12 protein-coding genes are annotated in these 13,659 nt (G+C 67.3%); 10 read left to right on the top strand and 2 right to left on the bottom strand.

What is annotated here, in order from left to right:
- Positions 1-36 precede the first annotated feature (36 nt).
- From atpD to GS4_RS22485, 3 genes are all read left to right on the top strand, one after another.
- On the top strand, positions 37-1,485 hold the full coding sequence (gene atpD / locus GS4_RS22495; protein ID WP_007624914.1) for a F0F1 ATP synthase subunit beta: 1,449 nt from the start codon (positions 37-39) through the stop codon (positions 1,483-1,485).
- A 9-nt stretch (positions 1,486-1,494) separates the two neighbouring features.
- A complete protein-coding gene (locus GS4_RS22490; protein WP_007624912.1) occupies positions 1,495-1,875 on the top strand; it encodes a F0F1 ATP synthase subunit epsilon in 381 nt (126 codons plus the stop codon).
- A 272-nt stretch (positions 1,876-2,147) separates the two neighbouring features.
- Positions 2,148-2,591: a DUF2550 domain-containing protein gene (locus GS4_RS22485; RefSeq protein ID WP_007624911.1), complete on the top strand. Its 444-nt coding sequence runs from the start codon at positions 2,148-2,150 to the stop codon at positions 2,589-2,591.
- Between the two features lie 243 nt (positions 2,592-2,834).
- Here the strand turns inward: GS4_RS22485 and GS4_RS22480 are convergent, their stop codons facing one another.
- Positions 2,835-3,443, bottom strand: coding sequence for a cob(I)yrinic acid a,c-diamide adenosyltransferase (locus tag GS4_RS22480; RefSeq protein ID WP_007624909.1), 609 nt, complete (start codon positions 3,441-3,443; stop codon positions 2,835-2,837).
- 112 nt (positions 3,444-3,555) lie between these two features.
- Between GS4_RS22480 and murA the strand changes: the two genes are divergently transcribed.
- From murA to GS4_RS22445, 7 genes are all read left to right on the top strand, one after another.
- Positions 3,556-4,812, top strand: a complete 1,257-nt coding sequence (gene murA, locus GS4_RS22475) for a UDP-N-acetylglucosamine 1-carboxyvinyltransferase (protein ID WP_007624906.1) — start codon at positions 3,556-3,558, stop codon at positions 4,810-4,812.
- 152 nt (positions 4,813-4,964) lie between these two features.
- Positions 4,965-6,236, top strand: coding sequence for an NDMA-dependent methanol dehydrogenase (gene mdo, locus GS4_RS22470; protein WP_007624905.1), 1,272 nt, complete (start codon positions 4,965-4,967; stop codon positions 6,234-6,236).
- 180 nt (positions 6,237-6,416) lie between these two features.
- Positions 6,417-7,463, top strand: a complete 1,047-nt coding sequence (locus GS4_RS22465) for a MadB family AAA-type ATPase (RefSeq protein ID WP_007624904.1) — start codon at positions 6,417-6,419, stop codon at positions 7,461-7,463.
- 11 nt (positions 7,464-7,474) lie between these two features.
- Positions 7,475-9,028: a MadC family VWA domain-containing protein gene (gene madC / locus GS4_RS22460; protein WP_040511551.1), complete on the top strand. Its 1,554-nt coding sequence runs from the start codon at positions 7,475-7,477 to the stop codon at positions 9,026-9,028.
- Positions 9,029-9,084: 56 nt separating this feature from the next.
- Complete coding sequence (locus GS4_RS22455; protein ID WP_007624900.1) at positions 9,085-10,272, top strand: iron-containing alcohol dehydrogenase; 1,188 nt, start codon at positions 9,085-9,087, stop codon at positions 10,270-10,272.
- A 16-nt stretch (positions 10,273-10,288) separates the two neighbouring features.
- The gene (locus GS4_RS22450; protein ID WP_007624898.1) at positions 10,289-11,614 is read left to right on the top strand and encodes a MadS family sensor histidine kinase; all 1,326 of its coding nucleotides are present in this window, start codon (positions 10,289-10,291) and stop codon (positions 11,612-11,614) included.
- The gene (locus tag GS4_RS22445; protein WP_007624896.1) at positions 11,611-12,273 is read left to right on the top strand and encodes a MadR family response regulator transcription factor; all 663 of its coding nucleotides are present in this window, start codon (positions 11,611-11,613) and stop codon (positions 12,271-12,273) included. Before GS4_RS22450 ends, GS4_RS22445 begins: the two co-directional genes overlap by 4 nt.
- Here the strand turns inward: GS4_RS22445 and mftM are convergent.
- Complete coding sequence (mftM, locus tag GS4_RS22440; RefSeq protein ID WP_007624894.1) at positions 12,270-13,124, bottom strand: mycofactocin oligosaccharide methyltransferase MftM; 855 nt, start codon at positions 13,122-13,124, stop codon at positions 12,270-12,272. The genes GS4_RS22445 and mftM overlap by 4 nt on opposite strands.
- Positions 13,125-13,659 lie beyond the last annotated feature (535 nt).

Raw genomic sequence — 13,659 nt, 5'->3', positions numbered from 1 at the left:
GGAGACTTTCACCCAAGAGGAAGTGACCCAACCACAATGACCGCAGCAGTAACCACACCCTCGGAGAAGACGGCGGGGTCGGCCGACGGCCGCGTCGTCCGAATCATCGGCCCCGTGGTGGACATCGAGTTCCCGCGCGGCTCCATCCCAGATCTGTTCAACGCGCTGCAGGCCGAGGTCAGCCTCGAGGCCGTGGCCAAGACGCTGACCCTCGAGGTCGCGCAGCACCTGGGCGACAACCTGGTGCGCGCCATCTCGATGCAGCCCACCGACGGACTCACCCGCGGCGCCCCGGTCAGCGACACCGGCACCTCGATCTCGGTTCCGGTCGGCGACGTCGTCAAGGGCCACGTGTTCAATGCCCTCGGTGACTGCCTCGACGCTCCGGGAACGGGTCGCGACGGTGAGCAGTGGAGCATCCACCGCAAGCCGCCGGCCTTCGACGAGCTCGAGGGCAAGACGGAGATCCTCGAGACCGGTATCAAGGTCATCGACCTCCTGACCCCGTACGTCAAGGGCGGCAAGATCGGTCTGTTCGGTGGTGCCGGTGTCGGCAAGACCGTTCTGATCCAGGAGATGATCACCCGAATCGCGCGTGAGTTCTCCGGTACGTCGGTGTTCGCCGGCGTCGGCGAGCGCACCCGTGAGGGCACCGACCTCCACCTCGAGATGGAGGAGATGGGCGTTCTGCAGGACACCGCCTTGGTGTTCGGTCAGATGGACGAGCCGCCGGGCACGCGTATGCGCGTGGCACTGTCGGCGCTGACCATGGCGGAGTACTTCCGCGATGTGAAGCACCAGGACGTGCTGCTGTTCATCGACAACATCTTCCGGTTCACCCAGGCCGGCTCGGAGGTCTCCACGCTGCTCGGCCGTATGCCGTCCGCGGTGGGCTACCAGCCGACCCTGGCCGACGAGATGGGCGAGCTGCAGGAGCGGATCACCTCGACCAAGGGTCGTTCGATCACGTCGCTGCAGGCCATCTACGTGCCCGCCGACGACTACACCGACCCGGCGCCGGCGACCACCTTCGCCCACCTCGATGCGACCACCGAGCTCTCGCGCCCGATCTCGCAGCTGGGTATCTACCCGGCCGTGGATCCGCTGACCTCGACCTCGCGCATCCTGGAGGCGTCGATCGTCGGTGACGAGCACTTCCGCGTCGCCAACGAGGTCAAGCGCATCCTGCAGAAGTACAAGGAGCTGCAGGACATCATCGCCATCCTCGGTATGGATGAGCTCTCCGAAGAGGACAAGGTCACGGTGCAGCGTGCGCGCCGTATCCAGAAGTTCCTCGGCCAGAACTTCCTCGTCGCCGAGAAGTTCACCGGTCAGAAGGGCTCAGTGGTGCCGCTCGCCGACACCATCGAGGCGTTCGACCGGGTCGCCAAGGGCGAGTTCGATCACCTACCCGAGCAGGCGTTCAACAGCTGCGGCGGTCTCGACGACGTGGAGGCCGCAGCCGCCAAGATCGCCGGAAAGTAGCGGTTCGCGATGGCTGACAAGTCCTTTCACGTAGAGGTCGTCTCCGCCGACAGCAAGCTGTACTCCGGTGACGCCACCTTCCTGATCGCCCAGACCACGGTCGGCGAGCTGGGTGTCCTCGCCGGCCACGAGCCGCTCCTGGGCCAGCTGGTCCCGGGCGGGTTCGTGGTGATCGATGAAGAGGGTGGCAAGCGTCTCGCGGCCGCCGTGCAGGGTGGGTTCCTGTCGGTGACCGGTGAGACGGTGACGGTCCTCGCCGAGTCGGCCCAGTGGGCCGATGACGTGGATGTCGCCACCGAGCGCACCAACCTCGAGAACGCCGACGAGGGCAGTGACGAGTACAACCGCGCGCATTCGCGCATCGTCGCCGCGGAGCACCTCACCAAGTGATGTGCCGCAACACAACACCTGATGTGTCGCATGACCTGATGTGGCGCAGTACATCTCGGTGATCGGGGCGGCTGTGTCACGTTCTATGTGACGGGGCGTGCCGATCATCTCGGTGACAATCGAATACGACAACGGATCGGCCGGTGGCCTCACTTGGGTGGGGTGACTGGCCGATTCGTCATCTGCGGTGGCATGCTGGGGATCGAATCGGTCGTGCGTCAGCCAGCGAGTCAGCCCTCTCGTGCACGACCGGGCTCGAGGAGGTTCATCTGTTGTCGATCGTCGTCTCGGTGTTGGGGGTGTTGCTGCTCGTCGCCGTGATCGTCTGCGGGCTGCTCACGTATCGCCTCAGTCAGCTGCGCCGGGTCGGCACGCCGGTCCTACTCCGTGAGTTGCCGGCAGCCGCGGACGAGGGATGGCGGCACGGCACCGTGCACTACGGCGACGAGACGCTGCGGTACTTCCGGCTCACCGATCTGCGACCCGGTCCCACCCGGACGCTGGTGCGGCAGTCGATCGAGATCAGCGGTCGGCGACGTCCGGAGGGCACCGAGGGCGACATCCTGGACGGGATGGTCGTGGTGGCCCTGGAACCCGGCGCCGACGGCGACGGCCGCGCGTATGAGCTGGCGATGACCCCGGGCGCCGTCACCGCCTTCCAGTCATGGCTCGAGTCGCGCCAGTCGGGTCGCTCCCAGCGACGCCGCAGCGCCTGACCGTCCCGCCTTCACTCTCTCCGTCGATCGTGCGCTGCAATCCGTCGACTGTGCGCTGTGAATCGTCGACCGTGCACTGTGGATCGTCGACCGTGCGCTCGAGCCTGTTGATCGTGCAGTAGGGCGCTTCAATCGGGTGATCGGGCCGTTACCCCGTGGGACGTCGGGCCGATCACGAACGCACGGTCGACGATCTGGAGCGCACGATCGACGACTCCGAGCGCACGATCGACGCAGGACCCGTCAGTCGGCGGCGCCGGGCCGGGTGCGACGTCCGCCGGGCACCCACTTCACGTCGCCTTGTCCCACCGGCGCCCGGTTCGCGGAGCGCGCCAGGATGAACAGCAGATCGGACAATCGGTTGAGGTACTTGGCCGGCAGCACCGACGTGTTCTCCGGATTCTCCGCCACGGCCGCCCACGCCGACCGTTCCGCGCGCCGCGCCACCGTCCGCGCGTGATGCAGTGCGGCACTGAGCGGTGTGCCGCCGGGCAGGATGAACGAGTCCAACGTGTCGAGGTCGTCCCCGAAGGCGTCGCACCAGCGCTCCAGGGCGTCGATGTAGTCCTGCTCGATCCGCAGCGGCGGATACTCCGGGTCGTCGACCACCGGGGTCGAAAGGTCGGCTCCGGCATCGAACAGATCGTTCTGCACGGTGGTCAGCACCTCGACGATCGCGTCGGGCACATCGTCTCCCAGGGCCAGGGCGACACCGATCGTGGCGTTCGCCTCGTCGCAGTCCGCGTAGGCGACCACCCGGGGGTCGGTCTTGGGCACCCGCGAGAAGTCGCTGAGTCCGGTCGTGCCGTCGTCGCCGGTCCGGGTGTAGATACGGGTCAGGTGCACAGCCATGCATCGAATGTACTTCCCGGCGGGAGGTGCGCGTCCCCGACGTGCGGTGCGTGGCCCCACGCCACCGCTGTCGAGGAGTGAGCCGGTCGCGCGGACGGATAGGGTGTCAGTCGTGGGCGATCGATTTCTGGTGACCGGCGGGGCACGACTCTCAGGTGAGGTGTCGGTCGGTGGTGCCAAGAACAGCGTGTTGAAGCTGATGGCCGCAGCGCTGCTGGCCGAGGGCACCACGATCCTGACGAATGCGCCGGAGATCGCCGACGTCCCGCTGATGGCAGACGTCCTGCGCGGACTCGGCGCGGTGGTGACCCAGCACGGCGACACCGTGGAGATCGAGTCGCCCGCCGAGCCCAAGTTCCACGCGGATTTCGATGCGGTGAAACAGTTCCGGGCCTCGGTGTGTGTACTGGGACCGCTGATGGCCCGGTGTCGCCGGGCGGTCGTGGCGCTGCCCGGTGGCGACGCGATCGGGTCACGGCCGCTCGACATGCATCAGGCCGGGCTGCGTGCCTTGGGCGCCCAGAGTTCGATCGAGCACGGCTGTGTGGTCGCCGAGGCCGACGCGTTGATCGGTGCGCCGGTCGCACTCGAGTTCCCCTCGGTGGGGGCGACGGAAAACATCCTGATGGCTGCGGTCCTGGCCGAGGGCGTGACCACCATCGACAACGCCGCGCGCGAACCGGAGATCGTCGACCTGTGCGTGATGTTGCAGCAGATGGGCGCCCGCATCGAGGGCGCGGGCACATCCACCCTCACGATCACCGGCGTCGACCGGCTGTCCCCGACGACGCACCGGGTCATCGGGGACCGGATCGTCGGTGCCACGTGGGGCATCGCCGCAGTGATGACCCGTGGCGACGTGACCGTCCGCGGCGTGGCACCCGAACATTTGCAGCTGGTCCTGAACAAGCTCGGTGACACCGGCGCCGTCGTCGACCGTTTCGAGGACGGCTTCCGGGTGCGTCAGGAGGCCCGCCCGGCCGCGGTGAATGTGTCGACGCTGCCGTTCCCCGGGTTCCCGACGGACCTGCAACCGATGGCGATCGGTATGGCCGCCATCGCCGAGGGCATGTCGGTGATCACCGAGAACGTGTTCGAGGCACGGTTCCGGTTCGTCGAGGAGATGGTGCGCCTGGGTGCGGACGCCCGCACCGACGGTCACCACGCCGTGGTGCGGGGTATCGAACGACTCTCGAGCGCCCCGGTGTGGTCGTCCGACATCCGGGCGGGCGCGGGGCTGGTCCTCGCCGGCCTGGTCGCCGACGGGGTCACCGAGGTGCACGATGTGGAGCACATCGACCGCGGCTACCCACGCTTCGTGGAGAACCTGCGCCGTCTCGGCGGCGAGATCGAGCGCGTCGAGCACTGACGCCACGTCGTCGAGCCTGTCCGAACGGGCAGGGCGGCCCCTGACCTCCCGGGCGGATCGGGTCGGCCGACGGCCAGGACACCTTGTGGCAGATGTGATCTGGGGAACATCCTCGTATGTGACAGGTCATCCGTCACAAGGAGTAACACCTCATGGTCATCGAGCTCAACCAGATCTGGGACTTCCCGATCAAGGAATTCCATCCCTTCCCCAAGGCCAAACTCGGCGTCGGAGCGCACGACATGCTCGGCGTCGAGGCCAAGGATCTCGGCATCACCCGCGCTCTGCTGATGACGACGGGTCTGCGTGGCTCGGGCATCATCGAGGAGCTGATCGGCAAGATCGAGTACCAGGGCGTCGACGTCGTGCTCTACGACAAGGTCGAGTCCAATCCCAAGGACTACAACTGCATGGACGCCGCGGCGCTCTATCAGTCGGAGAAGTGCGACGGCATCATTTCGGTCGGTGGCGGTTCCAGCCACGACGCCGCCAAGGGCGCACGCATGGTCATCGCCCACGACGGCCGCAACATCAACGAGTTCGAGGGCTTCTCCAAGGCCACCAACAAGGAGAATCCGAAGCACATCGCGGTCTCGACTACGGCAGGCACCGGATCGGAGACGTCCTGGGCCTACGTCATCACCGACACCTCGGACATGAACAAGCCGCACAAGTGGGTCGCATTCGACGACACCTGCCTTGTCGACCTGGCCATGGACGACCCGCTGCTGTACTACTCGTGCCCCGAGCATTTCACCGCGTTCTGCGGCTTCGACGTGCTGGCACACGCCAGTGAGCCCTACGTCTCGCGCCTGGACTTCGCGCCGTCGCTGGGCAACGCGAAGTATTCGATCGAGCTGATCCGTGACCACCTGCGCACTGCCGTGTACGACCCGCGCAACCTCGAGGCCCGCACCGGCATGATGCACGCGCAGTACATCGCCGCCCAGGCGTTCAACTCGGGTGGTCTGGGCCTGGTGCACTCGCTGTCGCACGCGGTCAGCGCGTTCTACGACAGTCACCACGGCTTGAACAACGCGATCGCCTTGCCGCGCGTGTGGGAGTACAACCTGCCGGCGCGCTTCGAGCGTTACGCCGAGATCGCCGCGCTGCTGGGGGTCGACACCAGCAAGATGACCACCGTGCAGGCCGCGGATGCGGCAGTGGAGGAGGCGATCCGGCTGTCGAAGGATCTCGGCATCCCGGACAACTTCGGACAGCTCTCGGTCAACAGCTACGACAAGAACCGGATGAACACCGGCAAGTACGAGGGACGTGGCGACACCATGGACACCTCGGACAAGCAGGTCCGCGCGATCTCGGAGCACATGATGGACGACTGGTGCACCCCGGGCAACCCGCGTGAGAGCACGGTCGAGTCCCTGATCCCGATGGTGAGTCACGCCATGACGGGGACCTACTAGCCACCAGCTGGTGGGAGATCCGTCGACACACCGTCGAACCCCCGGTCCGGGACGCGCCCCCATTCGTCCCGGACCGGGTTCGTGCACACCGGAATCGGAGAACCCATGACCCCCGCATCGACCGGATCGACGTCCACCGACGCCACCTCGGCCACCGTGTCGTCCGGCGCCGACGAGACAGTGGTCGGCGGCTTCGACACCGTCACCGACCTCGCCGACGCCCTGCGCGAGCAGGGGTACCTGATCGACGACGACCTCGCCGTCGTGGTGCATCTGGCCACTTTGTTGGACCGCCCGCTGCTGCTGGAAGGTCCTGCGGGAGTGGGCAAGACCGAGCTGGCCAAGGCGCTGGCCGCCGCATCCGGCCGCGAACTGATCCGTCTGCAGTGTTACGAGGGGCTCGACGAGTCGCGCGCCCTGTACGAGTGGGACTACGCGCGGCAACTGTTGCACGTGCAGATGCTCCGCGACCGGATCTCGGCCGAGTTGTCGGCCCAGACCGGACTCGCGGCCGCCTCGGCCGCGTTGGCCCGCACCGACGTCGGGGTGTACACCGAGGAGTTCCTCGTCGCGCGGCCACTACTGGCTGCCATCCGCTCGGCGACCCCCGCGGTGTTGCTGGTCGACGAGATCGACCGTACCGATGAGTCGATGGAAGCGGTCATGTTGGAGGTGCTCGCCGAGCGGCAGGTCAGTGTGCCCGAACTCGGGACGTTCACGGCACGGTCGGCACCCTGGGTCATCCTGACCTCCAACGACACCCGCGAATTGTCGCCGGCACTCAAGCGACGCTGCCTGCACTTCCAGGTGGCCTATCCCGATGCCGATCGGGAACGCCGGATCGTCGCGGTCCGGGCTCCCGAGGTCGAGGACTCGGTCGTGGCCGAGGTCGTCGACCTGGCCCGCAGGCTGCGCGGCCTCCCGTTGCGCAAGAGCCCGTCGATAGCCGAGGTCATCGACGCGGCCCGCGCGCGTTCGCATCTGAAGAGCGTCGGGCAGCCCACTGCCACCGGTGATGAGGTCGGTGGTGACGCGCTGCTGAGCCTCCTGGTGAAATTCGGCACCGACCTCGATCTCGTCCGCCGTGAACTGCGCTCGGGCGCAGATGGTTCCGGTTCGGGCGAGACGGTCGGTGTCGACGGCTCCACAGCCCGCGGGTCGGTGACGGCGAACGCTTTCGGCGCCGGGCGCGCGCGGTCGGCGGGCGTCGCTGCCGGCCGGCGCTGACGGTGACCGCCGTGCTCGTCGGCACCCGTCCCGACGCCACCGGTCGAGACGAGGTGCTCGACCTCGTCGCCGTGGCCTTCGGCCGACTGCTGCGCGGCGTCGGGGTCGGCGCCTCGCCGGCGGAGGTGATCGAGCTCCGCCGAACCGTGGCGATCGTCGGTGCGGGCGATCTCGACGTCCTCCGCATCGCATGGCGCAGCGTCGCAGCCAAATACGCCTTCGAGAGGTCGCTCTTCGATCGCGCTTTCGACGGCTTCTTCGGGATCGTCGACTGGACCTCGGACGTCGACGGCGATCTGCCGCGACCGCGCGGAGTGGCGGCGGAGCTCCCCGACGACGTGGTCTGGGACGACGATTTCGAGGGCGCTGGTCGCATGATCGGCGCCGACGAACACACCGACGAGATCGGCGACCTCATGGTCGACGACCCGGATGCGCGAGAACGGTCGGGCGAGAGCGCACACCGCGAGGAGAACGACTTCTCGGTGTCGTCGGGCAGCGAGGAGCTCGGGGTGGACACCGACGGTTCGTCGGTGTCGGGCGGCGTCACCTACACGGTCGATCTGGATCACGCCGACGCCGACGTGGTGGGAGAGATGGTCGGGTCGACGGCGCGGGTCGAGGGCACGTCCATCGGCGTCGTCGACGCAGCCGGGATCCTGCGTGCGATCGATGCCATGGACGGGCGCGGCGCATACGGACCCGATGGCGCCGAGGGGTTGGACGAGCGTCGGCGCGCCGAACTCGAGACGGCGTTGGCCGCTTTCGTGGAAGCATTGGCCGAGAGGTTGAACGCGGACGGTTCGGCCGCCGAAGCGGTGGCCGACGGCTCCGGGTCCGATGCAGGTCCGGTGTCCTCGGATCAGGCGGACATCGATCGTGCCTGCCATCGACTGGTGCAGCGGATGCGCGGGGCTCCGCGTCGATCGGTGCGCCGAACCGACAAGGGGTCCTTGGACATCCGCGCGACGATGCGCGCCGCAGCGGCCACCGACGGGGTACCGGTCGCGCTCTGGCGACGTCGTCCGCGCCCTGGGCCGGTGCGGCTACTGGTGGTGGTCGACGTATCGCTGTCGGTACGACCGGTCACCGGGTTCATCCTGCGGCTGGCACAGACCCTCCATCGCTTCGGCGACCGCTGCGAGGTGATCGCGTTCGTCGACCGTCCGGTGCGGGTGACCGAGACCCTGCGTGCGGCTCAGGCCGATCGGGCGCTGGCGTCGGTCCTTGCCGACGATGCCATCGATCTGGCCGCGACCAGTGACTACGGTCGGCTGCTCGACGGTCTGCTGACCGAGTTCGGGGATCTGTTGACCAGACGGACGTCGGTACTCGTGGTCGGTGACGGTCGGAGCAACGGTTTCGATCCCCGGGTGGATCTGGTCGCCGAGCTCGCGCGGCGCACCCATCGGCTGGCCTGGGTGACACCCGAGCCGTCGCGGTACTGGTCGCAGACCGGGTGTGCCCTCGCCGACTACGAAGAGCACTGCGACGGGGTGGTCAGTGCGCGCGACGGGGCGGAGATGATCCATCGCTGTGATGAACTCGGCGCAGCCCTCCGATGACACGGCTACCTTCGGCAATGGAGGTCACGCCGAGGTGACCGGAGGATGATGGAGCGATGATCGACGTCCCGCGCGCCCGAGCACGACACCGGCCACTCACGCAGGTGTCGAAGTTCCACACGCCGGAGATCATCCTCGGCCCGCAGTCGTTTCCGGAGTCGTCGACCACCACCGCAAACCTCGGTATGCGGCGTCCGTTCGTGGTCTCCGACCGCCACCTGCAGCACACGCCCTGGTTTGCGCAGCTGATGGAGGATCTGCGTCGCGCCGGTCTCGCGCCCGGGTCGTTCCTGGACATCTCGCCCAATCCGCGGGCAACCGAGATCGCCGATGCCTTCGTCGCGTACAACGCCCACGACTCGGACGGCATCGTCGCGCTGGGCGGAGGGTCGGTCATCGACGCCGCCAAGGGGGTGGCCGTGCTGGCCGCCAACGGCGGGCACATCCTCGAGTACGAGGGCATCGACAAGGCACCGCGGCCGCTGCCGCCGCTGGTCGCCATCCCGACGACCGCCGGGAGCGGCTCGGACGTCTCGCAATTCTGCATCATCAACGACGCCGAACGCCGCACCAAGATCACCATCATCGGTCGCGCACTGGTCCCCGACGTGACGGTGATCGACCCGACCCTGCTGACGACCCTGCCCCCGGAGGTCGCGGCGCAGTCGGGGATGGACGTGCTGACACATTGCGTCGAGGCCTACGTCTCCCTCGCCCGCGGGCGGCTGACCGACGCGTTGGCGCTGGAGTCGCTGCAGACGGTGTGGATTCACCTCGAACGCCTGGTGAACGACCCACACGATCCGACCGCGGCCGCCGAGATGTCGTTGGCCGCGCTCCAGGCAGGCATGGCCTTCACCAACGCCATCCTCGGGGCCACCCACGCCATGAGTCACCCGGTCGGCGGCCGATGCGACGCCCCGCACGGGGCGATCAACTCGGTACTGCTGCCGCACGTGATCCGATACAACGCCGAGGTCTGCGCGGAGGACTTCGTGGATCTTGCAGAGGCGGTGGGGATCTCGTCCACCGGTACCGCGCGCTCGGTCGCCGACCGGTTGGCCGACTCGATCGCCGGGCTCGGCGCGAGGGTGGGGATGCCCGACACCCTGCGGCCGCTCGGAGTGCGTTCCGACGATCTCGAACAACTCACCGCCCACGCCCTCGTCGACTCGTGCATGACCACCAATCCGCGACGCCCTCAGCCGGCCGGTATTCACGACCTGTACGTCGCGGCACTTTGATTCACCGGACGACCAGATGAGCGATGCCGAACACACCACACCCGACCTGGCCAGCCTGACCGGCCTGCGCACGGTCAAGGGCAGCCATTACGCGCAGTTCCGGGGCGTCGAGGCGCGGCTCGGCCGGGTCATCACCGCACTGGACCGCATCTCGCGTGCGCTGGTACGTACCGCCGAGGGGCCCGAGACCTTGGTCGTCTCCGTGGTCGATGCCGCGCGCGATCATCTGGGCGCGGAGTGGGTGTTGTTCGCGCTGGCCGACGGCGAGTTGGAACAGACCGCTCCGCGTCACCTGATCATGTCGGGGGACGAGTCGTTGTTCGCGTTCGAGGGGTCGGATCGGGCAGTGCCACCGAGCGACCTGCCCGACCAGGTCCTCAATCGGCTCAACGACCTGCTCCGCGGTCGCGACGAAGTGCTGCGGCGCCCGGTCGTCGACGACCATCACCTGCACGTGCCGGTGGAGCTCGACGGCGATGTGGTCGGCGGGTTGTCGGTGTGGACTCCGCCGGACCGGACGATCGATCCCACCGATCTCGTCGTCCTGCGAATTCTCGCCGGGCAAGCGACGGTGGCGCTGGTCAATGCCGAGCTGTTCTCCGAGACCACCCGTCATGCACAAGAACTCGCCGATCGCAATGACGAGCTCGAGCGCACGCAACGGGAACTGTCGGCAGCGATGCGAACGACGGTCCTCAACGAGGAGAGGTCCCGGATCGCGCGTGAACTCCACGACTCGGTGACCCAGTCGGTGCTGTCCGCGGGTGTTCAGATCGAGCTCTGCCGGGACGGGGTGGAAGGGCCGACTGCCGAGCGACTCGACGTCGCAGGCCGGCTCACCCGTGATGCTGTCGAGCAACTGCGCACGGTCATCTACACGCTCAACAACGCCGGCGTGACACCCTCACCGAGCGTCCGCGAGGTGTTGGTGGAGTTGGCGACGCTGCACATGCCGCCGGATCTGCACGGTGAGGTGCTGGTCCGTGGTCGCGCCCGCGACCTGGCCGGCGACGTGCAACACGCCGTTCTCCGGATCGCCGGTGAGGCCCTGTTCAATGCTGCGGTGCACGCGCAGGCCTCCAGGGTGACGGTGACGCTCGCCTACGAGACGGAGCGGGTGAGCATCGCGGTCGACGACGATGGCGTCGGGGACCCCGATCACGTACGCCGCGTCATGCGTGCGGCCTCCCACGGCGACCTCGCCGCGGGACGGCATCGGGGGTTGGCCAACATCCGGTCGCGTGCGACCGAACTCGGGGGTGACGTCCGCATCCGTCGGTCCCGGCACGGTGGTGTGCGTGTTCTCGCCACGGTCCCGTACGAAGTCGAGGAGATCTCATGAACAGTGCTGTGCGCGTGGGGAGTACGCCCATCCGAACCATGTTGGTCGACGACCACGCGCTGTTACGCGAGGGGATGCGATCGCTTCTCGGGCGGGAGGAGGTGGTCGATGTGGTGGGGGAGGCCGCGTCGATGGACGACGCCCTCGCGGAGGTGGTGCATTGCCGCCCGGATGTCGTCGTGGTCGATCTGAAGCTGTCGGCGGGCGCCGACTACGAGGGGTTGCGCCTCATCGCCGAACTCGCGCGGCGGCACCCCGACGTCGCGACGCTGGTGCTCACCACTTTCCTGGACGACGACCTCGTGGTCCGCGCGGTCCGGGCCGGTGCACGCGGGTACGTGGTCAAGGATGTGGACACAACTGAACTGGTGCGCGCGATCCAGGCCGTCTCGAGTGGTGGAAGTGCTTTCGACCCGCGGAGCGCGGCTGTGGTGCTCCGCACCGTGTCGGGCGACGTCGACTCGCCCGAGGTGCTCACCGACCGTGAACGAGAGGTACTCCGGCTACTCGCAGATGGCTTGTCCAACAAAGTGATCGGACAGACTCTGTACATCTCCGAGTCGACCGTGAAGTTCCACATCCGCAACATCATCCGGAAGCTGGGTGTGTCCAAGCGCACGGATGCGGTCTACATCGCCAGCAAGCGGGGGCTGATCTAGGACGCCCCGCCGGCGGACAGGATCAGCCATCCGCCGTGGTCGGAGAAGACCTCGGCATCGGGCTGTCCCGCGTACCTGGCCCACCCGTGCAGGTCGGCGTCGGTGAGCCGGACCAGATGGCCGTAGTGCTCACTCGGCTCGTCCTCGAACGGCACCGCGACGACCACACGATGGCGTGCCACCCGGAGTGCTTCGTCCACCGCGCGGAGGGCGTCCACCGGTCGGAGATGTTCGAGCAGGTGGATGAGGGTGACGGTGTCGATCGATCGGTCCTCGAACGGGAGGTCGAGCGCGTCTCCGACCACCGCATCGATATCGCGGTCGAGTCGCGGCGCCACGCGGTTCAGGAGCTCCACTGTTCCCGGCGTGATGTCACAGGCGGTCACGTCGAAGCCTGCCTCGGCACACTGCAGGGCGAAGAACCCGAAGCAGGAACCGACCTCCAGGACCGACGACCCCGTGATCAGTGATCGCGCGCGTCGGTGCACGGGTGCGAAATCAGATGTGCCCGAGACCAATTCGGTGAGCGAATTGCGGTAAAAGGCAGTCCACGCCGCATCGACGTCGGGATGGGCGGTCGTCACGATCCGGGTGAGCACTTCCTCGAACTCTGCCTGTCCGGACAGCGCGCCGGTCTCGATCAGCCGACCTACGTCGGCGACCAGGGCGCCATCGCTGATCGACGACTGGTCGTGCGTATGGAGGATCTCCGTCACGCTCGGATGGACGCCGTCGTCGGGTAGTCCGATCACACAGACGCGCTCATCAGTGCCGTTCGTCGGTAGCTCGACAACTCGGCGCACCTGTATCGCCGCAGGTGACAGCGGTGAACGGGTGATCATTGCGGTCATCAGCCGACGCTATGACGCTCCCGAAGGCTCGGTAACTGACCAAGAGGGTGCGAACACTGTCCGAACGGATGGTTGCTCGGGATTTGCCACCGAGAGCGGGGCAGTGGCGCAGCTCACATTGATAGGATTTGGCCCAGAAGCCACGGAAGTGGTGCTCTGCACCACCTGTCACAGCGCCGTGACCTGCGTCGACGCCCCGGAAGCAAGCAGTCGACCTGGCGATTTGCACTCGTTCGCGCCGTTGCGTAACTTTCTTCGAGTCAGGCCGCCACGGCGCCGGCCGGGAAGCTCCGAGAGGGTGCGGATCGGTTACGGAAACCGGGTTCTGGCCGGACCACTTCCGGTAGTATTGCAGGACGCATTTCGGTGCGCCCGGTGAAGTCGACTGGTGAGTGGGATCGAGTCTGACGGACTGAGTCCTGCGGGGTTTGGAAAGTCAGACAGGGTCTGGTAGGTTGGAAGAGTTGCGCCGGAGTCGGTGTGATGGTCTTCTGAATAATAGCAGTCTGCTGGAGTTCGCCCTTTGTTGGGGGGG

This window comes from Gordonia soli NBRC 108243 (genome assembly GCF_000334455.1).
Classification (GTDB): domain Bacteria; phylum Actinomycetota; class Actinomycetes; order Mycobacteriales; family Mycobacteriaceae; genus Gordonia; species Gordonia soli.
The sequence above is the reverse complement of the archived record's forward strand: the minus strand, read 5'-3'. Positions and strand labels throughout refer to the sequence as shown.